Source organism: Nostoc punctiforme PCC 73102 (assembly GCF_000020025.1).
GTDB lineage: Bacteria > Cyanobacteriota > Cyanobacteriia > Cyanobacteriales > Nostocaceae > Nostoc > Nostoc punctiforme.
This window is the reverse complement of sequence record NC_010628.1, coordinates 293,465-318,481: the sequence shown is the minus strand read 5'-3', so window position 1 is coordinate 318,481 and position 25,017 is coordinate 293,465. Positions and strand designations below refer to the sequence as shown.

At 41.4% G+C, this 25,017-nt stretch carries 22 protein-coding genes; 14 read left to right on the top strand and 8 right to left on the bottom strand.

Going from position 1 to position 25,017, the window contains the following annotated elements; all coding sequences use genetic code 11:
* Positions 1–9 precede the first annotated feature (9 nt).
* The 8 genes from NPUN_RS01295 to NPUN_RS38485 all read left to right on the top strand — a co-directional run bounded on the left by NPUN_RS01295 (position 10) and on the right by NPUN_RS38485 (position 10,316).
* Entirely contained in the window at positions 10–468 is a 459-nt protein-coding gene (locus tag NPUN_RS01295; RefSeq protein ID WP_041565834.1) for a chemotaxis protein CheW, read from the top strand.
* Positions 469–496: 28 nt separating this feature from the next.
* Complete coding sequence (locus tag NPUN_RS01290) at positions 497–2,092, top strand: methyl-accepting chemotaxis protein (protein ID WP_012407062.1); 1,596 nt, start codon at positions 497–499, stop codon at positions 2,090–2,092.
* Between the two features lie 8 nt (positions 2,093–2,100).
* Positions 2,101–3,381 (top strand): CheR family methyltransferase, encoded by a 1,281-nt coding sequence (locus NPUN_RS01285; RefSeq protein WP_012407061.1) that lies wholly within the window; start codon positions 2,101–2,103, stop codon positions 3,379–3,381.
* Positions 3,382–3,396: 15 nt separating this feature from the next.
* A complete protein-coding gene (locus NPUN_RS01280) occupies positions 3,397–5,103 on the top strand; it encodes a methyl-accepting chemotaxis protein (protein WP_012407060.1) in 1,707 nt (568 codons plus the stop codon).
* A 574-nt stretch (positions 5,104–5,677) separates the two neighbouring features.
* A complete protein-coding gene (locus NPUN_RS44640) occupies positions 5,678–6,079 on the top strand; it encodes a chemotaxis protein CheW (protein ID WP_419788450.1) in 402 nt (133 codons plus the stop codon).
* Positions 6,080–6,165: 86 nt separating this feature from the next.
* Positions 6,166–8,403, top strand: a complete 2,238-nt coding sequence (locus tag NPUN_RS01270; protein WP_202947547.1) for a hybrid sensor histidine kinase/response regulator — start codon at positions 6,166–6,168, stop codon at positions 8,401–8,403.
* Between the two features lie 252 nt (positions 8,404–8,655).
* Positions 8,656–9,720: a chemotaxis response regulator protein-glutamate methylesterase gene (cheB, locus tag NPUN_RS01265; RefSeq protein WP_012407057.1), complete on the top strand. Its 1,065-nt coding sequence runs from the start codon at positions 8,656–8,658 to the stop codon at positions 9,718–9,720.
* A 170-nt stretch (positions 9,721–9,890) separates the two neighbouring features.
* Positions 9,891–10,316, top strand: coding sequence for a hypothetical protein (locus tag NPUN_RS38485; RefSeq protein WP_012407056.1), 426 nt, complete (start codon positions 9,891–9,893; stop codon positions 10,314–10,316).
* 139 nt (positions 10,317–10,455) lie between these two features.
* On the opposite strand, the gene NPUN_RS01255 is transcribed toward NPUN_RS38485, so the two are convergent.
* Positions 10,456–10,968 (bottom strand): universal stress protein, encoded by a 513-nt coding sequence (locus NPUN_RS01255; protein WP_012407055.1) that lies wholly within the window; start codon positions 10,966–10,968, stop codon positions 10,456–10,458.
* 755 nt (positions 10,969–11,723) lie between these two features.
* Between NPUN_RS01255 and NPUN_RS01250 the strand changes: the two genes are divergently transcribed.
* From NPUN_RS01250 to NPUN_RS01240, 3 genes are all read left to right on the top strand, one after another.
* Positions 11,724–12,782 (top strand): SdiA-regulated/phytase-like domain-containing protein, encoded by a 1,059-nt coding sequence (locus NPUN_RS01250; protein ID WP_012407054.1) that lies wholly within the window; start codon positions 11,724–11,726, stop codon positions 12,780–12,782.
* Between the two features lie 453 nt (positions 12,783–13,235).
* On the top strand, positions 13,236–13,733 hold the full coding sequence (locus tag NPUN_RS01245) for a GNAT family N-acetyltransferase (protein ID WP_012407053.1): 498 nt from the start codon (positions 13,236–13,238) through the stop codon (positions 13,731–13,733).
* A gap of 251 nt (positions 13,734–13,984) precedes the next feature.
* Positions 13,985–14,989 carry a methyltransferase gene (locus NPUN_RS01240; protein WP_012407052.1) on the top strand — a complete coding sequence of 335 codons (1,005 nt, stop codon included), beginning with the start codon at positions 13,985–13,987 and terminating at the stop codon, positions 14,987–14,989.
* A gap of 243 nt (positions 14,990–15,232) precedes the next feature.
* Here NPUN_RS01240 and NPUN_RS40275 read toward each other — a convergent pair whose 3' ends face one another.
* Positions 15,233–16,348, bottom strand: coding sequence for an FAD-dependent oxidoreductase (locus NPUN_RS40275; protein ID WP_012407051.1), 1,116 nt, complete (start codon positions 16,346–16,348; stop codon positions 15,233–15,235).
* 210 nt (positions 16,349–16,558) lie between these two features.
* Positions 16,559–17,704, bottom strand: a complete 1,146-nt coding sequence (locus NPUN_RS01230) for a tetraprenyl-beta-curcumene synthase family protein (RefSeq protein ID WP_012407050.1) — start codon at positions 17,702–17,704, stop codon at positions 16,559–16,561.
* A 633-nt stretch (positions 17,705–18,337) separates the two neighbouring features.
* Between NPUN_RS01230 and NPUN_RS42930 the strand changes: the two genes are divergently transcribed.
* Both NPUN_RS42930 and egtC read left to right on the top strand, forming a co-directional pair.
* Positions 18,338–18,679, top strand: coding sequence for a hypothetical protein (locus tag NPUN_RS42930; protein ID WP_234711029.1), 342 nt, complete (start codon positions 18,338–18,340; stop codon positions 18,677–18,679).
* An 848-nt stretch (positions 18,680–19,527) separates the two neighbouring features.
* Entirely contained in the window at positions 19,528–20,340 is an 813-nt protein-coding gene (gene egtC / locus NPUN_RS01220; protein WP_012407049.1) for an ergothioneine biosynthesis protein EgtC, read from the top strand.
* Positions 20,341–20,494: 154 nt separating this feature from the next.
* Here egtC and NPUN_RS01215 read toward each other — a convergent pair whose 3' ends face one another.
* From NPUN_RS01215 to NPUN_RS41475, 4 genes are all read right to left on the bottom strand, one after another.
* Positions 20,495–21,424, bottom strand: a complete 930-nt coding sequence (locus tag NPUN_RS01215) for a manganese catalase family protein (RefSeq protein WP_012407048.1) — start codon at positions 21,422–21,424, stop codon at positions 20,495–20,497.
* 314 nt (positions 21,425–21,738) lie between these two features.
* The gene (locus tag NPUN_RS38480) at positions 21,739–21,894 is read right to left on the bottom strand and encodes a PsaJ protein (RefSeq protein ID WP_083782300.1); all 156 of its coding nucleotides are present in this window, start codon (positions 21,892–21,894) and stop codon (positions 21,739–21,741) included.
* A gap of 299 nt (positions 21,895–22,193) precedes the next feature.
* The gene (locus NPUN_RS01210; RefSeq protein WP_012407047.1) at positions 22,194–23,195 is read right to left on the bottom strand and encodes an SDR family oxidoreductase; all 1,002 of its coding nucleotides are present in this window, start codon (positions 23,193–23,195) and stop codon (positions 22,194–22,196) included.
* Positions 23,196–24,019: 824 nt separating this feature from the next.
* Positions 24,020–24,196 (bottom strand): hypothetical protein, encoded by a 177-nt coding sequence (locus NPUN_RS41475; protein WP_167315555.1) that lies wholly within the window; start codon positions 24,194–24,196, stop codon positions 24,020–24,022.
* A gap of 96 nt (positions 24,197–24,292) precedes the next feature.
* Between NPUN_RS41475 and NPUN_RS01205 the strand changes: the two genes are divergently transcribed.
* On the top strand, positions 24,293–24,496 hold the full coding sequence (locus NPUN_RS01205) for a hypothetical protein (protein WP_041565116.1): 204 nt from the start codon (positions 24,293–24,295) through the stop codon (positions 24,494–24,496).
* Here the strand turns inward: NPUN_RS01205 and NPUN_RS01200 are convergent.
* Positions 24,493–25,008, bottom strand: a complete 516-nt coding sequence (locus tag NPUN_RS01200; protein WP_083782298.1) for a hypothetical protein — start codon at positions 25,006–25,008, stop codon at positions 24,493–24,495. The genes NPUN_RS01205 and NPUN_RS01200 overlap by 4 nt on opposite strands.
* Between the last annotated feature and the right edge of the window lie 9 nt (positions 25,009–25,017).

Below are 25,017 nucleotides of genomic sequence, written 5' to 3'. Positions count from 1 at the left end.
TCATTAAAAGTGCTAATTTTACTCTTCTACGCTGGGAAAGACCTCTACGCGATCGAGAGTTCTCACATCGTTGAGATTATTCCGCGAGTTAGTCTCAGAAAAGTACACCATGTACCGGAATACGTACCTGGTTTATTTAACTACCGAGGAACGATTTTGCCCGCGATCGATCTATGTCATTTGATTCAAGGGACACCCAGTCGATCGCACCTCAGTACCCGGATCATTATCGTCAAACATCCCCACCAAAACGAATCGCTGCAATATTTAGGGCTGATGGCAGAGCGAGTGACAGAAACACTAACTATATCAGATTCAAAGATTCGGGATTCGAGCATTCGGGCTGAGGAAGCGCCTTATTTAAGCGGTACGATTGTCGATGAACAGCGGATTATTCAATGTGTGCAATTGGAGAGACTATTCAGCGATGAGCGACATACTTATTTGCTGATGGGTGAAGAAGTATAACCAAAATAATTTATTAGTGGAGAATATATTGAACAAAATTATCAACCGTTTAATACTGGGCTTTTCGATTCCTATTCTTTTTTTGATCGTACTGGGAGCCATCCTGTATTCAAGCACTGCTCATTTAATCAAATTGCAGGAACACTCGAAGCAAATCGCTGAGAACATCAGGGATACAGATGAGTTTGCTTATGATGTCTCTCGGATTATTGCTAGTATCCGCGGATATGCTCTTTATCCTAAAGACCAGTACTATCGCGGGACTTATGATAAAGCCAAAGAATCAATGCTTCAAAATAAGCAGGACTTGGCAAACACTGTCGATCCCCAAGCTCAAGAAGCCATCAACGAAATGATCGAGATTGGTAATGACTACGATCGCGTTGCGGCAGGTGTTTATCCCCTAGTCGATGCCAATAAGCTGGATGAGGCAAAGCAGGAAATTTTAATCCCCCGAGTCGCCAAACTGGAAGTAGCCCGCACTCGTACCCTGAAAATTCTTGAGAATCGACTCAATGAAAATCTGCAACAGGGCGACCAAGCTAAGAATTTGGCGACTCTGATAATTATTCTAGGAACGCTGTTGACGCTGCTGACAACCGTGGCGGTCGCCTTGTGGGTTGCTTTGCCCATTCGCCGACAGTTGCCAAAGGTGGTGCAAGCAGCAGAACAGATTGCTGATGGAGATTTACAGCAAACAATTGAGCCAAGCAATGATGGCAGCGAAATTGGCCAATTGCTGACTGCCTTTCACTATATGTCCAAAAATCTGAATTCGCTGATTTTCCAGATGCAACAGTCTGGAGTGCAAATTAGTACCTCCGCGACTCAGATTGCGGCAGCTGGTAAAGAATTGGAAGCCACCGTTGCAGAACAACTTGCTTCAACCAATGAAGTGAGTGCAACCTCGCAGCAGATTGCCGCCACCTCAAAAGGGCTGGTGAAAGTGATGGATCAGGTGGCGCTGATGGCACAGTCTACAGCAACCTCTGCCGGTGCAAGTCAAAATGACTTAAATCGCATGGAAACGGTGATGCGTCATCTCTCGGATGCAACCACCTCCATTGCTACCAAGCTTGGGGTGATGAATGAAAAGGCAAACAATATTAATAGTGTTGTGACAACCATTAATAAGGTTGCCGACCAGACTAACCTGCTGTCGCTAAATGCTGCGATCGAGGCAGAAAAGGCTGGAGAATACGGAGCAGGCTTTGCAGTTGTAGCACGGGAGATCCGCCGATTGGCTGACCAAACCGCCGTCGCCACTCTGGAAATTGCCCAGATGATTAAGGAGATGCAATCAGCCGTTTCTACCGGAGTGATGGAAATGGATAAGTTTAATAAATCTGTTGTTGATAGCGTTGCGGATGTCAGTAAGATTAGCGATCAGATTGCTCAGGTCATTCATCAGGTGCAAGGATTGACCCCACGCTTTGAGCAGGTAAGTCAAAGCGTTGAAGAGCAATCTCAGGGAGCGCAACAGATTAGTGAAGCGATGGGGCAACTAAGTCAAGCATCTCAGCAGACAGTGGAAGCTTTACGGGAGACGAATAGTGCTGTCGGGCAACTTGATGGGGCAGCAAATGGATTGCGATTAGAAATTGCTCGGTTTAAAACTGCATAGGCTGACAGATGGTATTATCTGCGATCGCAACATTGCTAAACCAAGCCATAGGCTTAGATCCCGATACACTTGGCTCCAACCGGATTGCCAGAGCTGTCGAGAATCGTCGCCTCGGCTGTAAATTGCCTGACATGGAGAGCTATTGGGTGCGGTTACAAACCTCCACTTTAGAATTAGAGGAGCTGATTGAACTACTTATCGTGCCAGAGACCTGGTTTTTCCGAGATGGTAAGCCGTTTGACTACCTAAAAACCTACGTCACTGACCAATGGCGGCTTTTGCCAAACCGCAATATACTGCAACTGCTGAGTGTTCCATGCTCTACTGGCGAAGAACCTTACTCAATGGCGATCGCTCTACTAGAAGCTGGTCTGCATCCAAAACAGTTTGCGATCGATGCGATCGACATTAGTCATCGATCCCTAGCAAAGGCAAAGCGCGGAGTCTACACCAAAAACTCCTTTCGCGGCGACGCTTGGACAGAGCGAGAGCGTTACTTTCAGCAAACGGCCGAAGGTTACGAACTATGCCAATCTGTTCGTGAGTTAGTCAATTTTCAGCAGGGGAATGTTATGACTTCTCTGGCGCTGACTCAAAAGCAATACGACATCATCTTTTGCCGCAACTTGTTGATATACCTGCAATCAGAAGCTTGCTCACAGGTGTTAGCAGCGATCGATCGCCTACTTAGACCAGGAGGGTTACTGTTTGTGGGAGCGTCTGAAACTGCAAAAATTGTCGCAGACCAGTATACCTCTACCCGTAAGCCTTTCACATTTGCTTATCGCAAGTCAGAACCACCGCTTCCAAAATTGGAATTACTCAATATTACTCAATTTCAATCAGCAACTCTTCAAAACCCTGTCAAGCAATCTTTAGGAGTGAAAAATTACTCTGCGATCGATACTCAGCAAATCAAAGAATCTAATATATCTGCAAGTTCAAACCGTTCAAGCTCTGAATCAACGCCATCTGTTGATTTACAAACGGTGAAAAAGCTAGCGGATGAAGGGCGATCGCCAGAAGCAATCACGCTTTGTAAGTCATACCTAATTCATCATCCAACCAGTGCAGCTGCTTATCTTATTTTGGGAGCGCTGTATCAGGCTGACCAGCAGAATCACCAAGCAGAGCAATGTTTTCAACGCGCTATCTACCTAGAGCCAACCTCATATCAAGCGTTAGTTCATCTCGCTTTGTTGAAGGAACATCAAGGTGATACAGTAGGGGCAAAAATTATTCAACAACGAATCCAGCGCTTGCAGTCCAGTCTTAGAACAGAAGCTTAGAAGAGGAAACCTGATATGTTCAAAAATCAATCCATGCAGGCACGCCTCATCTTTGCGTTCATCTTCATGGGTATTTTGGTGCTGATTGTGGCGTTGGTGGGTCTGAGTGGCAGTTCTCGCTTGAGTAAACACATCGACACCCTAGCCAACAATAGCGTGCCCAGCATCTCCGGCTTGTGGAAAATCAACGCCGGACAAACCCAAATTGAATCGTCAGAACGGGGTTTGCTGGATGTCAATCTAAGTAAAGATGGGCGGCAAACAGAAATCGATCGCATGGATAACGCCTGGAAGCAAATTCAGGAGGGGTTTCAACAGTATGAAGCAACTCCTAAATTGAACGCTGAAAAGCAGGCATACAAAGACTTTTTGAATAAATGGGATGCGTGGAAGGATGCCCATGAAGAGTTTTTGAGACGTAATCTCCGCTTCGAGAGCTTAGGAGTTTTCAATCTATTTGAAAATACAGCGGGGAATGCTAATCTGGCGATCGCAGCCCACAAGGAGCTAGAGAAACAAGTTGAGGCCAACCGTCAACCCTTTACAGCCGCAACCGTTGCGTTTTTAGAGGTGTTGAAAATGAATGAGGATTTGGCAGCCGAAACAGAACACGTATCGGCAAAAGACGTTTCCCAAGTGGGATTTTGGGCATTTGTAGCAATCCTGATTGGCCCGGGAACTGCCATCTTATTTGGAATTTTCTTTAGCAACACGATCGCTAGACCTCTGGGAGCCAAGATTGCCGGGGTAGTTGACATTGCCCAAAAGATTTCTGCCGGGGACTTAACGAGCGAAATTTCACTCGCCGATCAGCAAGATGAAGTCGGTCAATTGCAGAATGCTTTTTACACCATGAATAAAGACCTGAATGCCCTAGTCAATCGCATTCAACAGTCAGGTAATCAAATTACCAATTCAGCCGACCAAATTACAGCATCTGGAAGAAATCTGGAAGCAACGGTTACAGAACAAGTTGCTTCTACCAATGAAGTAACTGCAACGGCTCATCAAATTGCAGCAACATCAAGGGAATTGGTAAAAACAATGGAATATGTTGCAGCAATGGCTGAACAGACGACAGTGGCAGCAGGCAACAGTAAAGACAATCTCAACCACATTGATTCTGTAATGCATCAGTTGTTAGCAGCTACTCAGGTTATTTCCTCCAAGTTGGAAGTCATGCATGTACGAGCCAACAATATCAGCCGAGTGGTTACAACCATTACAGTTGTGGCAGACCAAACCAATTTACTTTCGCTCAATGCAGCATTAGAAGCCGAAAGAGCCGGAGAATACGGTGCAGGCTTTGCAGTTGTGGCGCGGGAAATTCGCCGATTAGCCGATCAGACTGCTGTTGCAACTTTAGAAATTGAGCAAATGATTAAGGAGATGCAATCAGCAGTTTCTATCGGCGTAACAGAGATGGATAAGTTTACAAAGTCTGTAGTTCACAGCGTCGAAGATGTAGACAGAATTAGCGAACAAATTGCCCAAGTTATTCAGCAGGTGCAGGGATTGACCCCACGCTTTGAGCAGGTGAGTCAGAGCGTAGATGAACAATCTCAGGGAGCGCAGCAAATTAGCGAAGCGATGGAACATCTGAGTCAAGCATCTCAGCAGACAGCAGGCTCGCTGCGAGAAACCAATCATGCCTTAGAACAGCTTGATGAAGCTACTCATAGCTTAAAAAGAGAGATTGCTCGATTCAAAGTGATGGCATAGAAATTTGAGGTAGGGGGTAGGAGGCAGGAGGCAGAAGGTAGGGGGCAGGAGGCAGGAGGTAGGATAGCGAAGCGGTAGCGAGTCCGCGAGCGTCGGCAGGGGGCAGGTGGTCACTGAGCGTAGTCGAAGTGAGGCAGGGAGTAGGTGGAAAAGCTGTTCAGTCGGCTGATTGCATTGGTTTTTATTTGACGTTTGATTATGTCTATCTACTTTAAAATTGAGAAATTGCCTAATGGAAAGTTATTTAAATACGGTAGGTGTGGGAGATGACTCGGAATTTGACCATCCAACACTGAATGATTGCTGGAATCAGATTGGGGTGATGGGCGATCGCACTTGTGGCGAACTGAAGACCGTTATTCACTGCCGCAACTGCAAAGTTTACTCCGCCGCCGGACGCAGCTTGTTAGAGAGAAACGCTCCACCTGAGTATCTCCAAGAATGGACGGATATCTTATCTGAAGCATCAACCCAGCAGGTCGGAGTTGGCGAAGGGACGTTAGTTCGCGCCACAGATACCCTTTCTGTAATCATTTTTCGTCTCGGTAACGAACGGTTAGCATTGCCTGTCAACATCCTCCAAGAGGTAACGCCCCCTTACGCCATTCATACCGTCCCTCACCGCAGTAATTCTGTATTTTTGGGGTTGATCAACATTCGCGGTGAAACGCTGCTCTGTATTTCTCTCAGAGACTTACTCGGTCTAGAGCCTGTTGTAGAATCAACAGATTTCTCTAATACGATTAATCCGCAACGCATGATTGTTGCAGGCAGAAATGAAAACAAGTGGGTTTTTCCGGTGGATGAGGTTCATGGAACTTACCGCTTTCACATCAACGAGTTCAAAGATGCTCCGGTTGTCATTTCCAAAGCATCGGAAGCCTACACCAAAGGGATCGTTACCTGGCAAGACAAAAAGCTGAATTTTTTGAACTCCGAACTATTGTTCTACACTCTGAATCACAAGGTTTTTTGACGGAAAAGACTCATATACAAGCCCCTAAATTTATTTATAGGTATTTTTAATTTTTAATTTTTAATTCGGAGCGAAGCGACGTGACCATGAGCGATGATTCCATGCTGGAGCTATTTCGCCAGGAAGTTGAGACGCAGGTTGCTATCCTGAGCCAGAGTCTACTAATTCTGGAAGCCAAATCCCAATCTGATGAGGCATTAGAAGCGCTAATGCGGGCAGCACATTCGATTAAAGGTGCCGCTCGAATTATTTCTCTTGATGTCATCATTAACCTGGCACACTGGATGGAAGATTGTTTTGTAGCAGCACAAAACCAAATTATTACATTAGGTTCAGACCAGATTGATGTGTTACTGCAAAGCGTTGACTTATTGCAGGCACTCAGTCAGGTCGCTGGAGGAGAGTTAGTTGCCTGGCTAGCCGAGAAAGTGGGAGAATTTGAGAGTTCCTGTTTAGCGATCGCTGCTTTGCTGCCTTCAGATTTTAGTGAGCGTCGATTATCATCTTTAGTGACGGTGGATCGCAACTCGGCACTAAGTCAAAGTGTTCGCCAAGAGAATGTAACCTTTGAAGCAATTGCAACGCCAACTGACCGAGTAGTGCGCGTCACCGCCGAGAATTTGAACCGGATTATGGGGTTGGCGGGTGAATCACTGGTTGAGGCAAATTGGCTGCAACCTTTTGCTGATTCCTTTACAGCGCTCAAGTCTCGTCAATCAGAACTTTCTCGACTGCTAGAAACCATTCATACTACCTTAGCGAACACTCCAACTAGTTCTGAGAGTCTGCAAGTTTTAGATACTGCTCGACGTAAAGCCCAAGAATGCCGAGAAATTCTGGGCGATCGCCTGGGGGAATTGGAACTTTATGCCCGTCGCACGACGAATTTAAGCGATCGCCTCTACCGGGAAGTGATTGCTTCTCACATGCGTCCCTTTGCTGATGGGGTACAAGGTTTTCCGCGAATGCTTCGTGACCTCTGCCGACGCTTGAATAAGCAAGTCAAGTTAGAGATTGTCGGTCAGTCAACCCCGGTCGATCGCGATATTCTCAAAAAACTGGAAGCACCCCTGACTCACATGATTCGCAATGCGATCGATCATGGAATTGAACCGCTAGATGAGCGAGAATTAGCAGGTAAACCGATCGAGGGTACTGTTCGCCTGGAAGCCTTTCATCGCGGCGGTATGTTGGCCATTAGTGTTTCTGATGATGGTAGAGGGATTGATCCCGATTTCATCCGTCAACATATTGTTGAGTGCAATTTAGCTTCACCCGAAACGGCTGCTCAACTCACAGAGGCTGAAATCATTGAATTTCTGTTTCTACCGGGATTTTCTACCACTAAGCAAGTAACTGAAATTTCCGGGCGGGGTGTGGGATTAGATATTGTTAAGAGCATGGTGCAAGAGGTTGGAGGGACGATCCGGGCCACATCTCAATTCCGAAAGGGCACCAGTTTCTACTTTCAGCTTCCCCTCACGCTTTCGGTTGTCAGGACGCTGATTGTCGAGATTTCTGCTGAACCATACGCCTTTCCTCTAGCACGGGTAGATCAGATCGTCAAACTCAACAAATCTGATATCTATGTTGTGGAAGGTCGCCAATATTTCACTAAGGATGGTCGAAATATTGGCTTAATTGCTGCTTCCCACATTCTAGACTTGCCAGAAACTCCATCCGCTACCGATGCACTCTGTGTCGTTGTCATCAGTGACCAATCCAACGCTTACGGTTTATTGGTAGACCAGTTTTTGGGCGAACGGGATTTGGTGGTGCGCCCTCTTGACCCGCGTTTGGGTAAAGTTCGAGATATTAGTGCCTCTGCCCTAATGGACGATGGTTCACCTGTGTTAATTGTGGATGTTTCCGATTTAGTGCGATCGATTGACAATATGCTTAATAGTGGTCAATTAAGACCCGTTGATGTTAACAAAGCAAAAAAGGTATCTAGCCGCAAACGCCTTTTAGTTGTGGATGATTCCATTACCGTGCGCGAAATGACCCGTAAACTACTGCAAAATCGGGGCTACGATGTTGATGTTGCCGTAAATGGCATGGATGCCTGGACAGCTATTCGCAGCAATTCCTATGATTTGATCCTCAGCGACATTGATATGCCTCGGATGAATGGCATTGAACTTGTCAAACAAATTAAAGAGCATCCCACATTACATTCGCTGCCGGTCATTATTGTGTCATATCGCGATCGCGAAGACGATCGCATCCAGGGTATGGAAGCTGGGGCTGATTATTACATCACCAAAAGCAGCTTCCACGACGACACATTAGTTAACGCCATCGTCGATCTGATTGGACAATAGCTATTTCAGCAGAGCTAGCTAAGAGACATCTTGCAAAAGTAACAAATGCCAAGATGTTGGGGTGCATGGTAAAGGTTACTGGGTTTGGGGAAATTCTATCCCTTTCCCTTTTACCCCTTACCCTTTACCCTTTCCTTTACCCCACTTCTGCAAGAAGTCTAAGGATTAAGAGTAGGTTAAAAGCTCTAATTTTCCTGTAGAAACATCTACAGTGGATATATCCACGATTCGGATAATAAGTCTGGACTTGTAATGAGAATTGCGATCGTCAACGATACGGCTATGGCAGTAGAAGCACTCAAACGGGTGCTTCTGACGGTTCCAGGTCACGAAATCTCATGGATTGCGCGAGATGGTACAGAAGCGGTTGCCCGTTGCGCCAGAGACACTCCTGACTTAATTCTGATGGATTTGTTCATGCCAGTCATGGACGGTGTGGAAGCTACCCGCCAGATTATGAAACAGTCTCCCTGTGCCATTATCATTGTTACCGCAAGTGTCAGCAAGAATGCCGGAAAAGTGTTTGAGGCGATGGGATACGGTGCCCGCGATGCAGTGAATGTTCCTATCTTAGGAACTCAGGAAAGCTCGGATTCTGCCCAACTATTATTAACAAAAATTGCGACGATCGCCAAGCTTATTGGCAAATCATCTCCAACCTCAACTCCTAAACCCCAAACTGCAAAACTCACTTCATTCTCCACACACTCCACCCTACTTCCTCCCCTAGTGGCGATCGGCTCCTCAACAGGTGGTCCTAAAGCCTTAGCAGCCATTCTCTCCCGCCTTCCAGCAAACTTTGGGGCTGCAATTGCGATCGTTCAACATGTGGATATGCAGTTTTCTGCCGGGCTGGTTGATTGGTTGAATCAACAAACTGCTTTAACCGTGCAATTAGCAACGGTAGGCGATCGCTTCGAGAAAGGAATCGTGTTAGTTGCAGGCACGAACGATCACCTCAGTCTTCATTCTGACTTAACCTTACACTACACAAAAGAACCCATTGATTACCCCTACCGCCCATCGGTAGACGTATTTTTCAAAAGTCTTGCCCAATACTGGAATGCTAAAGGAACCGCCGTGTTACTGACTGGAATGGGGCAAGATGGTGCCCAGGGACTTAGCCTTTTGCGATCGCGGGGATGGCATACAATTGCTCAGGATGAAAAAAGCTCTGTTGTATATGGAATGCCCAAAGCAGCAGTTCAGCTAAATGCAGCAGTTGAAATTTTGCCTCCTGAAGCGATCGCTACTAGTTTAATTCAGCAAATAATGTTTAGAAAATCCGGCGTACCTAAGAGCGATACTCGTAAATAAAATCGATAACCAATAACAACTTTGCTATAAGTTATTTACTTTCCTGAGCCTGACTCTAAAAGCAAAGTTATGTTAATTTAAATATAAATAAATTACTTTAAAAACAGCGTTATTAATTTAAGTTATTATCATTTACATATTAACCAAGGAAATCCTCAAGAGAATAATAAATGAATAGGATAGGATTGGCACTTGCAGTACTTGTTACCATCTCACCTTTGACTTTAGCTTTAGCAAGAAGTGTGCAAGCTGTAGACGTGCAAATAAAACAAGCTCAAGCTAACCAACCAGAACAATCTGTACAAAGAACTTTTCTAAATCTGATAAGTGCTATTGAAGAAAACAATTATACTAAGTTTATTTCTCAAGGAAATGATGCCTTCAAAGAAGCTATTACAAAGCAAATATTTACACAAGTTAATGGGCAGTTGTCTCCTCGTCTTAAGAAAGGGTATTCGGCAGTTTTTTTGGGTAAGCTGAATCAGCAAGGATATCAAGTTTATTTGTGGAAACTTAGCTTTAAAGATGGTAATGATGATGTATTAGCGAGACTTAGCCTCAAGGATGGAAAAGTAGGTGGGTTTTGGCTGAATTAATTGATTTACATTCATGCTTAGTATAGCTTTGCATAAAATTTTGGTGATTAAGGTACGTCGAAGCTCGAAGTCGAACTCAGCTTAATCAACCAAGTGGATTTTTTCAAGATTAATAAATTATTTAAATAGATGGAATGCTCTATGCAGCTTGAGAAGTTTTTTGAGTAACAGGAGTTTTTCCTTGTACAGTTAAGACTGAGCATGAAGCATGATGCAGTACGTAATTACTAACGCTACCCAGCAACAACTCATTTATTCCAGTGAGACCACGACGACCAATAATAATTAAATCAGCTTTCCAAGTCTGAGCAATTTCACAAATCAAGCGGCTAGGAGTGCCAATTTCCTGAATAAATCTTGCATTGATATTTTGGGCGATAGCTTGATTAGTTAGCAATGTCAAAAACTCAATTCTATGTTTCTTTAAAGCTTCCCATTGTCTGACATAGTATTCCACACCATGAGTATGAAAACTTCCATAAATACTATCTGCTTGTGGGCTGGGAAAATTTAGTTCTTCATCATCGACAGGTGAGATAACATGTAGCAACAACAACTCCGCATTATTTGCTGTTGCTAAAGACAAGGCTTCTTGAAAAACCTGTTGACCAATTTCAGTATTATTGATTGCTACCAAGATTTTATGAAACATTCTTAAAATTACTCCAACTATTAATTATTTATCAGATGAGTTACTCCCAAAAAATTACTTTCTACCCGATCTCCTCATTGATATTTATACAACTAGATTTTGAGGAACTTGTGAAGAGATAGTTAAATACTCAAAAGTCATAAGTAGCCATCCTTATCTCAACAATTGACAAAACCAAACTTTCATTTCAGCACATAAGACAGCTAGGGATTGAAACTATCCATGAAAAGGGTTAGTGGCTTTATTCTTCCGCCACTTGGCTCGGTCTGCTTCAATTACCCTTGTAAGTAATTTGGCACAATAAAATCAAACTATATAAAAAATGAACTAGGCTAAAACTCTTATACTTATTGCCTCTTAAATACTGCTCGGTTAAAGGGAAAAGGTTAAGGGTAAAATGGGTGAAAGTCCCGATATCTAAGGTTTTCCCCTTTAACATGAATCCCTTTCCCCCAAAACCTGACAAGTATTGATTGCCTATTGACTATTGCCTAATCCCAACGATAATTATTTACGCCCACCTACTTATTCGGGACAATTTTACACATTCCAAAAGCAGCTTTTTGGTGTGGCGGAAATTTCGCGAAAATAGCCAATTTTAACCAAAATTTTAACTAATTATAATTTTTTAAGTCATACCCAATTGCTAGAGTGAATTTCACCACCACTTTTGTGATGCCGCGTAATCCAAACAATCTACGCATCGAAAATTGGACGGCGCATGGGCTTCAATTATTCTCAGAGATTATCAAACAATGAAATGTAAAGCAATATCTTCCTTTGTACTCACAAAGCTGTTTTTTGCCTGTGGCATCAGTTTATTGAGTGCGAAATTGGTAGCGGCCGCTGTCACCTACAGCGTATGGCCTAGCAGCACAACTGTAGTCACTGCTGACGGCTCTAACCAGTTCGGTGGTAATCTCAGCGGTTTGTTCTACGACCCAGCGGCTGGAACACAACCATCTGTGTTGTGGGCGGTGCAAAATTCACCATCAAAACTCTATAACATGGTTTGGAATGGCAGCACTTTCGTCAAAAATACTGCTAATAATTGGAGTTCTGGAAAAACGTTGCGCTATCCCAATGGTACTGGTGCGCCGGATGCAGAAGGCGTGACCAAAGCCGAGTTTTCTTCAACAACTATCTACGTCTCTACTGAGCGAGATGGCAGCGGCTCCAACCGCTTCAGCGTACTGAGTTATGACAGCAGCAGCAGTGCCACCACTCTCAATGCTACTAAAGAATGGAACTTAACTTCTAATTTGCCAACGGTTAGCTCCACTAATTTAGGCTTGGAAGCGATCGCGTGGGTGCCAGATAGTTATTTGCAGGCTAATGGATTCATAGATGAAAGTACCAATCAGCTCTACAACCCAGCCAATTATCCGTTGCATGGCACGGGATTGTTTTTTGTTGGATTGGAAGCAAATGGACAAATTTATGCCTACGCGCTCAACTCCGACTCTACATATACGCGTATTGCTACCATTGCTAGCGGTAATACAAAGATCATGGATTTATCCTTCGATCGCGATAATGAGACTTTATGGGCATATTGCGATAACAATTGCAGCAACCGCTCAACCCTGCTCGCCATCGATACCACCGTTGGCTCGTCAACGAAAGGCAAATTCATCATCCGCAAGGGTTACGAACGCCCAAGTTCGATGTCAAACATTAACAATGAAGGTATCGCCATTGCGCCCAATTCTGAATGCGCCAGCAATCTAAAACAGTTCTTCTGGGCGGATGATTCCGAAACCAGCGGTCATGCGATTCGTCGCGGAACAATTCCTTGTGGACGATTGTTTTAAGCTGACATTCATCCTCATTTACTAGTAGTTCGCCAAGTGAACTTGGCGGGGTAAAGGGGAAGGTGGGACCCCCACGAAGTGGGGATAAGGGGCAGGGGGAAAGGGTTTAAATCCTTTACCCTTTCCCCTTTCCCCAGCCCTCACTCAGCATTTTTGGGTTGGCAGACTACTAGTGCGAGGTGTAGGTCTGCTATCACGTTCTTTGCCGTTAATTTGATGGTATAACGGGCGGGAGAGAACGTCATGCTTTCAGTTTACTGTCGGTTCGATGCGATCGCTGCTTTAGTGCAACTTTGCCTCGAAAATAATTTTTTGTCAGATGCAAGGGTGCTATAACCTACATATAACCGTCAAAAGCTACTTAACCTAATATGTCTGATTTGCTCTGCTCTGTTATTCTTATAAAAGAAAATTTTTAGCTTTGAGTGTTTATCCTATTTATGTCAACCAGGTATGTGCCTCAATGATGTCTTGATTGACCGTGCTAGCCTCAGCGATGTTACTGGAATTATCAAGTTGGCACAAGCTAATGACGCAGAACATGGTGGTATGTTGTTAGGTCATCTTGAGCCAGAAGCAGTGATGATGACCATATCTCAAATGCCAAGCGTTGTAGCCCGCAAAAATGGTCAAGTTATCGGATTCTTACTCAGTTGGTCAAAGACAACTGCTAATTTACCAATAATAAAGGTGATGTTACAAGCCTACGCTGGTAAAAAAGATGCTTATTTATATGGCCCCATCTGTGTTGATGAAACTATGCGTGGGCAAGGTATTGCTGCGGTAATGTTTGCCAAGTTGAAAGATTTTTTACCAGAGCGGGAGGGGATACTTTTCATCAAGGCAAACAATAAAGCATCACTTCAGGCACATCAAAAGATGGGTATGTGCAAGATGACAGAGTTTATCTATGAAGGCACTAAATTTTTAGTATTTGCGTATAATAGCTAACTAATCGATCGGCTCCGGCTCCCAAGTAGCTTTACCCATGATTGTGCTATTGGAAACCTCAAAGGTATGATAATGGCGATCGCCAACAATACCCAAGACTTCTTGCAGAAGTGGGGGAAAAGGATAGAATTTTCCCTTTCCCTTTACCCTTTAACCTTTCCCCGACATCTTGCAAAAGTTCCTTTTGCAAGATGTCTCCACTTGTTTGACAGGCGTTCGCTGATTATATTTCGTCATTGAAAAATATTTATATGTCAACACCCTCACCTGCACTATTCTTCAATACAGTTAATGCTTACCAACGCAGTGCGGCAATTAAAGCCGCTGTTGAATTGAATGTTTTTACTGCTATTAGTCAAGGAATTGAGTCGAGTCAATCACTTGCACAAAAGTGTCAAACCTCTGAGCGAGGTATGCGAATGTTGTGTGATTACTTGGTGATTATCGGCTTTATGACAAAGCAAGCAGAAGGTTATAGGCTTACGTCAGATTCAGCAATGTTTTTGGATCGGCAAAGCAAATTTTACGTGGGAGATGCAATTGAGTTTTTACTATCTCCGATGATAACTAACGGTTTCAATGACTTGACTGCTGCCGTCCTCAAGGGAGGAACTGCCATATCATCCGAAGGAACTTTATCGCCAGAACATCCAGTATGGGTGCAATTTGCAAAAGCGATGTCACCGATGATGGCAAACCCTGCACAATTAATCGCTCAGTTGGTGAATGAGAATAAGATAGAGCCACTGAAAGTATTAGATATTTCAGCAAGTCATGGTTTATTTGGTATTGCAGTAGCCCAACATAACCCCAATGCCGAAATTTTTGGTGTTGATTGGGCATCGGTTCTAGAGGTTGCTAAAGAAAACGCCAGGATACAAGGAGTAGCTTCCCGCTACCATACAATTGCTGGTAGTGCTTTTGAAGTAGATTACGGTAATGACTACGATCTGGTTTTACTCCCCAACTTCTTACATCATTTTGATGTAGCAACGTGTGAACAACTACTGAGAAAAATCAAGACTGCGCTGGCTGTTGAGGGAAAGGTTATCGTTTTTGATTTCATTCCTAATTCTGACCGGATTACGCCACCTGATGCTGCTGCTTTCAGCTTAGTCATGTTAGCAACAACCCCTAATGGTGATGCTTATACATTTGCAGAGTACGAAAGTATGTTTAGCAATGCTGGTTTTTCCCATTCCCAACTTCACTCACTCCCAACTACTCAACAGCAAGTAATAGTTGCATACAAATAAATTAATGACGACATCGGCTAAAAACGCCTAGTAGATATCTCCGAAAAAGAATCTCAAACCCTTATCATGTCTAGGTGAAAACTTATGGCATTGCAGATGTCTATTGTAAAGACGCGATTATCCAAAGCTCTGGTGCAATCTGATTCAGCTGCCAGATGCCTGCTATTGCTATTGTGTATTATTACGTCGAACACTGAAACATCAGGGAGATTTTGAAGATAAATGATGGCTTCATAACGAGAGTCACGGAAGTAGCTTTTTATAAGGAATTAAGCCTGCAAATGTATAAGTTACCTGCTCTGCAAATGGCTTATTCCTATTCATCAGCCAGATTAATAACTTATTTATAAATGAGAATTTCCTAAAGGACTTTATCTGTAAACCAGCATCGAGGTCTGGCTCAAAGTACAGCTGATAAAGACGCTGCCAATTTTCAGATGCTAATTCTGGACTAGTACTCATATTAATCGCTTGCGTCACATATAAGCCACTGAGAATAGCATTTGCGATTCCTTCACCAGTCAAAGGATCTGTTAGATTAGCAGCATCACCAATTTTGAAAACCTTGCCATAGCTGACTGTGTTAGCTCGTTTTGCGGTAGCTAGGGGATAGGCTTTAGGTTTTTGCTGACTAACTACTAAGCTTAAGAGTTGTTTTGTAGCCTGATTACGCTGCACAAATTCATTGAAAAGCCGAATAATGTTTGTATTGTTCTTTTGATATTCATCTAGCCACACTCCCACACCAACATTGAGCTTGACCAATTCTGAGTCTACCGCTACGGGAAATATCCAACCATATCCATTAACCCCAAAAGCTTTATCAAAGTAAATTTGAGCTTTTGAGAGATATATTTTTGGAAAATCCGCCACTTTTATACTCCAGTAAGCTCTAATTGCGATCGCATTAGCTTCTCCTGCATAGACACCACGTGCATCAATTATGTAATCAAAATCACTATAAAGTTCTTGGTGATAGCCTTCAATATCGCTAATTCTCTGCGTTCGAGCTACACACCCTGCATTGATTGCTTTTTGATAAAGAAGATTGTCGAATACAAATCTAGGTATGCAATAGCCTTTAAGCTCTGTGGGACACAGATGGCTAATCTCGTTTGAAACTCCGAGCAGAAATCCATCGATTTGAGCGTACTCAGAGGCTAAACGTTTAATATCGTCTGGATATATCCCCATTGTGGATAATGCTTGAACCGATCCAAGGCTGATTCCATCTCCACAAGTCTTATCTCTAGGGAAACAGTCCTTATCTATAAGCATGACTTTATGCCCACTTTTAGCCAAGTGATAACCTGCGGAACACCCTGCGGGCCCTGCCCCAAGGACTACAATTTTAGACATTATTAAATTATCCTTATCTAATTAGAATTTATTTTGATTGATGAACATCTTTTTAAAGGAATACCAAAAATTTTACAGATTCATTGACTGTTTTATGATTTTTTAGATAAGTAACAAATACAGACTTATATTGGACTTTTAGATGATGGATATGCTTGCTTATCTATAGCTAATATCTAGTTAGATATATCCTTTCATACATCAGATTAATTATGCTAATATTTTTCGATACCTAATTTGAGCCATAATCATAATATTCCACATAAAAAAGAGTGATGAACCGCCACATGAACTGAGAATTTTTTTTGCAGTTTCTTTGATATTTTCCTGTTGATTCACTTTTTCATCAGCCAAATAAACACCTAATAAAGCTCGATTAATCATTCGATGAAAGCGATCGTGTGGTAAACGAGAAACAGCTTTATCAGCCTGTTTGAGAAAATAGGCAAACCGTTCGCTTATTTCTTGCCCATTATTATAGTAAGCACAAAAATTTAAATCCCCACCGATGCGGTCTTCTTCTTGGTCGATAAAATAGTCAAGTAGGATATGAAGTCCCTGAACCCAAGGAAAGTAGCTGTTTTTAACTTTTGTAGCTAATTCCTCAGAGCAATCTTGATCGCTTGCATAGGCCACAAGGCAAAAAATTCCTAATGTTGAGCCAGTAGAAGCTGAAAATTCATACCACTTCATTTGAGGAATTTGGTTACGATGTCTTTCAAACCATGCTTTTAAGCGAGGAACCCGCTCCTTAACTTGGACGTGTTTATGAACTTGTAAATCACAATAATAATCAGCCAGATGATATAAACTAGGGGCAATTAATTGATAAGACGGTAGCTGCCTTAATACATTTTGACAAGTTTTTACTAGTTTCATCAGATAGCCGCCATCGTCTTGCTCTTGACGAAACTGGTAGTAATTAATGCATTTAGCACTAGGTGTTAAAGCATCTAAACAAGCTTGATGGAGAGTACGGAAATCTTTCGGGTCTAGGGAATTACTGCGATCGCATAGGTTATCTAAATAATCACTAATTGTTTGATAAGCAACAATAAAGCAAATTATTGGCTCAATTTCTTCTTTGGCAAGTAATCCATAGATAGAGCCACCTTCGCAGTGAAATGTTTTAGTTCTTATACTTAATAGAGCCTGTTTACGTAATTCAGGATTAGGAATTTGTTCAGCATTTTTCTTCCAGAATTCTAAATGTTTACGAACTCGTGGCAGAACATCACAATAGATTCTCAACATCAGCATCCCAGAATTAGATGGGACTTGTAATAACAAAGATTTTTGGAGATTATCTTTGATATTTTTATTAAAATTGTGATATTTATTTCTGAACATCAGCATTCAGTATATTTATTTAAACTATTTATTGTTTTAGATTAAAATTGAAAGAGCTAAATATCACCTATCTTTTGAAACATTTAGGTTTAAAACAGTATCTATAATTAGGCACACTTAAGTAAGTTAAAAACAGCAATTTATGTGAGACTTAACTTACTCAAGACTAATCTTTTCTTAAAAATAGAAACGTCAAAGTAGGCAGATCATGTCAATAAAATAAGTTTATTCTCAATAATCTCGAAAGTCGTTACATTAATAGCTACTTTTGCTAAAGTTTTAGGCGTAGCTCATTGTAGATATCGCTTTGAATCTCGCAAAGTAAATCAACGATAAATAAGGTGACTATAAAATGGGTAAATAGCTAAGTAAGCAAGAGATTTCCAAGAGCAATGATGCTTTTAAAATAAAGGTTTTGAACGATAAGCTGCAATTAAGGTCTAGCAGAATGCCATCGTTAGTGACAATTGGTTAATATATCTTAAGTTGAGGCTCAATCTAAAATGATTCTCTCTCAAGAGCCATGAAAATAGCTTATTTAAGCAGCTAAATTATAAATGTTAACAAATTAATCATCATGAAACTCTATTAGAGATTTTAGTAGAGAACATTTAATTTTCTACTTAATATAGGAAGAAAATGATGGATAAATTTGACTTGGAAAATGTCCGAAAAACTATTCTTTGGGCTATATGGTTAGGATTTGTTACTTATACTATATTGTTAGCCCCAGTTGATCAAGCGGACACATGGTCTTTAGGACAGAAGCTTTTAACGCTTCAATGGCAAGAAGTTAACGCGATTATTCCAACAATATTCTGCTTGATGGGTATCTGGCCTATGATCTACGCTTGCCTAATGTTTGCTGATGGCAAAATGCAAAGCTTTCGCGCTTGGCCTTATTTTATCGGATCAAATTTTACAGGTGTAATTTGTCTTCTCCCTTATTTAATATTTCGTAAATCTAATCAAATATTCTAGGGAACAAAAGATAAATGGCTTTCAATTCTTGATCGACGAACAACAGGAGCTTATTTATTAGTTGCTACTATTGGTTTGTTGGGCTATGCAGTAATTGCTGGAAATTGGGAAGATTATATTCAGCAGTTTTTTCATAAACCTTTTGTTCACCTCATTAGTCTCGATTTCTGTCTAATGTGCTTGATATTTCCAATAAGTTCATTATTTGATGATGATATGGCACGCCGAGGAATCAAGGATAAACGTATTTTTTGGGTAGTTGCTATTTTCCCTTTGTTTGGTCCATTAGTATATCTGTGTTTACGTCCTTCATTTCCAGGAAGTTTTTTAAAAGAAGGTGACACTACAGCAAATAGCTGTTGATAAATTATGCAATCTAATCTGTCCTGAACTTATATTGATTTGTATAAACTAGTAATATTTTTTAGTTTATTTAGTGAAAAACATTGGTGTCAGTCTTTAAAAATTAGTATAATTTTTTTGCAAATAGCAAATAATGCAACATTAGTGAGTTAGGGAACATTTAAATAAATGGTTTGAAGACTCCTAGTAAATCTCTAGTTTCGTAGTATAGCAATTAAGTTCTAGTTTTGAATCTCTCATGAGACTGATTCTAAATCTTGAATTTTTGTTCAATTATATCTAAATCTCTGAAATCCTTTTTTAAGAAGATATTATTCTAAAATTCGCAAATAAAACCATGACTAAAGTCACAGTGGAAGCACACACAAGATAAAAAATAGTTGTTAAATTAGTAGTGATTTGCAATAAATGCTCAGTTAAAAGATTCGATTTCTATCGGAGCTTGTGACTGAAATTCCTTACTCTTTCAGCAACGTCATTTTTTTATGTGTAGATTAATTGGCTACCTTGGTAACGCCATCCCATTAGATGAGTTGCTGTATAAACAGGAGCATTCGCTTTATCAACAGAGTTACAGTCCTTTGGAATTAAAATCAGGAGTAGTTTGTGCAGACGGAGTGGGTGTAGGTTGGTACGATCAAGTGGGTAAACCCTTCATTTACCGAAATACGATTCCGATGTGGAACGATCCAAATCTGGAAGAGTTGAGCAACTATGTACAATCTACTTGTACTGTAGGCTATGCCCGATTAGCTGGGATAGGTGAATCGCTAGATATTAGTAATTGTCAGCCATTTCGCAGCGATCAACTGTTGTTTGTGCATAATGGCGAGATATCAAACTTTCAACAGACTCTCTATAGACCAATACGTGAGAGCCTCTCTGATGCTACATACCGCCTGATTAAAGGTACGACTGACTCGGAACACATCTTCGCTCTACTAGTCCAAATGTGGCAGTCGTCTCCTGACAGCACTTTGTTCTGGGCATTAGGTGCTACGCTTGAGAAATTGACTGAGTTGGCATCAGAATACAACACGAGCTTTAGTGCCAATTTAATTGTTAGTGATGGTGAAGCAATTGCAGCAATTCGCTATGCTTATCGCACACAAGCGCCTACTCTTTATTGGTCTTATGATGCGCTCAAGCATCCAAATCAAGTTATTGTTGCCTCTGAGCCTTTATCTAACAACCAAAATTGGACTGCTTTTGATGAACAAAGTATGCTATTTTTTCAAGCTCAGTCATTAGAGCCAAGAATTAGCCTGTTGAAGAAATTTTCTGCCATTGGAGTATAAAGTTTACTTACCTCGTGCTTTTTATCACGGGTAAGATGACTGAATTTATACTGGAAAGAAAAAGACTCAACTAATTTTTTTAATTTAAGATTCGCCTCTTTTGACACCAGAAGAGGCGAAGTATTTTATTGGGGATATCGATAATATCTGATGATTAACCACTTATAGTGGTGCGTTCAACCAAAGGAAGTGCGCTTGAACCATTTCCTTCAGTCAGTTCAGGTGTCGGTGTACCATGCAGTCTTGGATCGGCGGGTGATAGTTGCGGTTCTGCTCCCAAGGGTTGGGGATTAGCAACATACTCGAATTCACCTTTACCATCCATTGAAGGCCCTTTTGCCCAGCGACCTTCAGCGCTATCTGTACCCTCTGAATGATTCCAGAATTGATAGGAAACCTCGCGTTTTTCCAATTCTAGAGGGAAGGAACTGGGGACTGGAGTGGTTTCAATTCCAGAACTTTCTATATCTTCAATAGCTGCTAGCCATTGGTTTTGGTGCATCGTATCACGAGCGATTAAGAAACTCAGAGTATCTTTTACCCCAGGATCGTCGCTCATCTCGTACAGCCTCACAGCTTGTAAGCGTCCCTGGCTTTCGGCGTGCAGATTAGATCGAAAATCTGCCAAGAGATTACCACTGGAGGCAATAAAACGACCGTTCCAAGGAAAGCCAACGCTGTCGGCTGGTTGAGCGCCTAAACCAGTGACAATAGTATGTTGGGGGTTCATAGCCGCCGCAATCACATCTGTAATTACATCCCGTGGGTTAGTACCGCCCATAACCGCACCCACAACAGGGTCTTGTGCAGCTTGTTCTTGTAATTTGAGCGGCGCTTTATCCAGCAAATGACCAATCAAGGTGGAAAGAATCTCGATATGCCCAATTTCCTCAGTACCAGTATCTAGCAACATATCTCGATACTTCGCAGGGCCGCGACTATTCCAGCCCTGAAATAGGTACTGCATCATCACAGTCATTTCGCCAAAAACACCACCTATAAGTTCCTGAACTTTCTTGGCATATATTGGATCTGGTCGTTGTGGTCGTGTGTAATACTGTAGTCTCTTGGTATGATAAAACATTTAGATTCCTCATTAATTACAAACAATGTTGAAACAAAATAAAGCTAGCTACAAACTTTTATTTTATTTTTGTCTAGCCTCTTATTTATTAGTAAACTAATCAAATCTTTTATTTCCATCAACCTATAGCTATAGAAAAATATTTAAATAATCATTCAAAATTAATTTTGTTTTATTCCTATCTATATATTAACAATTAAAGCTTTTCTTCAAACATTAATGCTTAGATAGGTTCGTAACTGAAAGACATGTATTTAGTCATTTGAACAAGGATAAACTAGTTAGCCATAGGTTAAAACCTATGGCTGGCTTACTTATGGCATAGGATGGAAGAGAAGGTCAGGGAAAAAGTAATTAAAAATCGCCCAGGTAGAAAAGGCAACAGATATCGAAAGAACAGCAAGAACTGGTCCTAGAGAAAGATACCGAAGAAAATATGATTTTTCTTGTTCTTTGTTTTGGTTCTGCATACAATACTCCAAACATACTTTAATACGGCAACAATTTTTTGTTGCATTTTTCGAGATATGGCGCTTTTTGCTTGGGTGTAATACACTCTGGCAAGGAAAACAGCCTAGAAACTATGAGAATAAGAACTGCTAAATATAGCCTCATGATTTCCAATACATTTAGCCACCAGACTGCTCTATTTGAGACAATCATTTAGCTATATGTCATACTTTCTATGCAACCGTATAATTTCAAGTTCTGGCTCTATCAAAAGGTAGGATTAAGCGTTGATATTAATGTTTAGCTATGTTCTATAACCTTACTTGTTCTGTTTGAATTCTTGTGCCGCTAGTACCGTCAACAAAGCTGCTAGCCCCCACTGAAATAGGGGTAATTTACCCAATAAATCAGAAATGCTGGGTATGACTAGGTTTTTATAATCTCCATCAATTCTGTTATCTTCTGGAACAGATTGGTAAAAATTATTAGGTGCATCTTCAGATTTCGGTTCATCACTATGTTGTGAATTAAAGCCAAGAAGTAATAACAACGAATCTACCAACGAAGGAGATATTTTCTGGGCTAAATCTAGTAATTTAGCTATATCCCCAACCAAAAGGTCACGAATTGGGTGTTCAGCTGCATAAAGGATGGCATCGGACACAATTCTTGGGTCATAGTAAGGTGGTATTCCTGATGGTTTCACCCCTAATTTTGTTAAGCCATTATTCCAGAACGGAGTGTTGATCACGGCTGGCTTAACACTTGTGACACTAATAGGCCATTTTTCATGTATCAATTCGAGACGCATAGCTTCGAGAAAGCCCTCGATGCCATGTTTGGCTGAAGAGTAAGCACTTTGATATGGAAGCGATCGCCTACCTTCCATTGAAGAGACGTGAATCAGTGCGCCGCGTCCTTCACGTTTGAGATGGGGTAACGCCGCCATCGCACCATGTACTTGCCCCATCAAGTTGACATCAATAACATGCTTAAACTCTTCTGGTGTTGTCTTATCAAATGTCGCAAAGATACCGATCGCGGCAACATGAACCCACGTATCAAGCCGTCCGTATATCTCCACGGTTTTATCTGCGATCGCCTTAACTTGCTCAAATACTTCCACATCAGCGACACAAAAAGTTGCCTTGCCGCCAAAGCCGCGAATTTCTTCCACTAAAGACTTGAGCTTCGACTCACTGCGAGCCGAGACTACCACTTTTGCTCCGCGTCTAGCAAACTCAAGAGCTGTAATCCGTCCGATACCGCTGGAGGCTCCAACGACCGAAACGACCTGCTGATTGATTGGCTTTAATTGCATAAGTGTTACTCCTTAAAAGGTATTGGGTACTGGAGGCTAGGGACTGGGGACTGGGATTTTAATTCCTCATTCAATGCCCAATGCTCTACTCATGTATGATGAGCGCTGTTAACTCGCATAACTGTACCAGTGACGTAGCTGCTGGCTATTTGACATTGCAATTACAAGAACAGTTAGCCGCTCTTTAGAATTGCAAGAGCAAATTGGTAAATTCTCCATTGATACTCAACTGAAGCTCTGGGAAAGTTCTTTTAGAATGCTCCGCAGACCATAAATAAAACTGAAGTATAAGGGATGGAGAGGGAAAATTTTAGTAGTTCAAGTTTCAAAATTAATACCTTTTTTGCTGTTTTAGAGAAACCATTATAACTTTGTATAAAAAATCCTAAATAGACATATTTTTATTCTTAATGAAGCTCCCCAAAAAATATTTGAGGAGCTTAAGGAGCTTTTAGAGTGTAAAACAGTTAGTCACTAAACTAATTTAACTTTCATAATTCGTACAGTCGTCTACCTAAAGAAAGGGCATGGTATTAAATAATCTTGTATCCTAGAGTACAAATATTTGAAAAAGAGCAATATCTTATTCTCATGCTTTCAGCCAATCTATAATTAGTGGTAGTTTTTTTGTAAGTTGTGACGATTGCGGATGATATCTACACAGTTGTTCAAGGCTTAGAAAAATATGGCAATGCTTTCACCTAAACCCAATCAGGGCTTTTGATAAACTAAAAGCACTACCATACATTTTACTGATGAGCGTGTTATGTTTGAAATTTTTCAATGTTATCAAAAAACAAAAATCTTTGCTTCAGTAAATAGGATTAAAATCGAATAAGTCCGTAATAAGCACTTGCAGCAACTAAGATAATTGTTAACACTCCCAAACTTGTGCTAAGTATAAATTGCACAGAGGTCTTTTGATTGAGAGCTTCTTTACTTCCACCTTCAAGTGTCGTCCGTTCGGTATTGTTAGAATCGGTTATTTTATCAGTATTCATGGCTCTTATCTTCTTTGATTATTAATTACAATTTCGCTTCTAATTCTAGAAAGTACATCTAGCTTTAGGATTAGCAAAAAAGGTAGAAATCAGTAGATGAAATTAAACGTTATCTTCATCCACATCATTACAACTTGGCAATTCAAGTATTTCTTTGGGAAACTACTTTTGGTAACTGCTGCTGTTCAAACCAAAAACTTATGGCTACCTTCAATACTTTCCCTTGAATTGCCTGGGCATTCTCTGAACGAAATTTATGTGCAAATTCTCGATCAAGTTTTGATTTTAACAAAACACTAATGCACTCCACCGTTTTGAGTATTCGCGGAATCATACACGCCCCAATATTCAATACCGCGATCGCGTAATTTCGGCTCGACGCGATGAATTTCTTCTTCTGAGCCTTCTAGGATGAGCAAATAATAACTCTGCTGGAGGCGATCGCTATAAACCCTCGCTCTCTCTTCAGGTATGCCTAAATCACCTAGTGCCTTCAGTAAATTCTGATTTGCTGCGGCTCCCACAGCAACACCTGCAACGCTACTGACTAATGCTACACCCACGGAACCTGCTGCGAGTACGGCTCCTAAACCGGGAAGTGCCAAACTACTCAACCCAAGTAACGCGCTACCCCAAGTAGTTGCTGTCAGCGTGTCTCCTACGGCTCCGGTTGTATTGACATCTTGATTACCAATGCGATCTATTACTTGGGTTTCGCCTAAGTTTTCGCCTTGCTCTACATCTTTAGCAATGACAGAAACTTTTTCCATAGGAAAGTTTGCAGTTTTCAATTCATTAATTGCCTGCTCTATCTGTTGAGA

What these genes read in the sequence shown, in the direction of transcription:
- egtC (WP_012407049.1), top strand. Translation starts at nt 19,528, where the DNA reads ATGTGTAGATTAATTGGCTACCTTGGTAACGCCATCCCATTAGATGAG.
- NPUN_RS01255 (WP_012407055.1), bottom strand. Translation starts at nt 10,968, where the DNA reads ATGTTTCATAAAATCTTGGTAGCAATCAATAATACTGAAATTGGTCAA.
- NPUN_RS42930 (WP_234711029.1), top strand. Translation starts at nt 18,338, where the DNA reads ATGATGGATAAATTTGACTTGGAAAATGTCCGAAAAACTATTCTTTGG.
- cheB (WP_012407057.1), top strand. Translation starts at nt 8,656, where the DNA reads ATGAGAATTGCGATCGTCAACGATACGGCTATGGCAGTAGAAGCACTC.
- NPUN_RS01280 (WP_012407060.1), top strand. Translation starts at nt 3,397, where the DNA reads ATGTTCAAAAATCAATCCATGCAGGCACGCCTCATCTTTGCGTTCATC.
- NPUN_RS01245 (WP_012407053.1), top strand. Translation starts at nt 13,236, where the DNA reads ATGTGCCTCAATGATGTCTTGATTGACCGTGCTAGCCTCAGCGATGTT.
- NPUN_RS01270 (WP_202947547.1), top strand. Translation starts at nt 6,166, where the DNA reads ATGAGCGATGATTCCATGCTGGAGCTATTTCGCCAGGAAGTTGAGACG.
- NPUN_RS41475 (WP_167315555.1), bottom strand. Translation starts at nt 24,196, where the DNA reads ATGAATACTGATAAAATAACCGATTCTAACAATACCGAACGGACGACA.
- NPUN_RS01240 (WP_012407052.1), top strand. Translation starts at nt 13,985, where the DNA reads ATGTCAACACCCTCACCTGCACTATTCTTCAATACAGTTAATGCTTAC.
- NPUN_RS38485 (WP_012407056.1), top strand. Translation starts at nt 9,891, where the DNA reads ATGAATAGGATAGGATTGGCACTTGCAGTACTTGTTACCATCTCACCT.
- NPUN_RS01215 (WP_012407048.1), bottom strand. Translation starts at nt 21,424, where the DNA reads ATGTTTTATCATACCAAGAGACTACAGTATTACACACGACCACAACGA.
- NPUN_RS01285 (WP_012407061.1), top strand. Translation starts at nt 2,101, where the DNA reads ATGGTATTATCTGCGATCGCAACATTGCTAAACCAAGCCATAGGCTTA.
- NPUN_RS40275 (WP_012407051.1), bottom strand. Translation starts at nt 16,348, where the DNA reads ATGTCTAAAATTGTAGTCCTTGGGGCAGGGCCCGCAGGGTGTTCCGCA.
- NPUN_RS01230 (WP_012407050.1), bottom strand. Translation starts at nt 17,704, where the DNA reads ATGCTGATGTTCAGAAATAAATATCACAATTTTAATAAAAATATCAAA.
- NPUN_RS38480 (WP_083782300.1), bottom strand. Translation starts at nt 21,894, where the DNA reads ATGCAGAACCAAAACAAAGAACAAGAAAAATCATATTTTCTTCGGTAT.
- NPUN_RS01205 (WP_041565116.1), top strand. Translation starts at nt 24,293, where the DNA reads ATGAAATTAAACGTTATCTTCATCCACATCATTACAACTTGGCAATTC.
- NPUN_RS01250 (WP_012407054.1), top strand. Translation starts at nt 11,724, where the DNA reads ATGAAATGTAAAGCAATATCTTCCTTTGTACTCACAAAGCTGTTTTTT.
- NPUN_RS01210 (WP_012407047.1), bottom strand. Translation starts at nt 23,195, where the DNA reads ATGCAATTAAAGCCAATCAATCAGCAGGTCGTTTCGGTCGTTGGAGCC.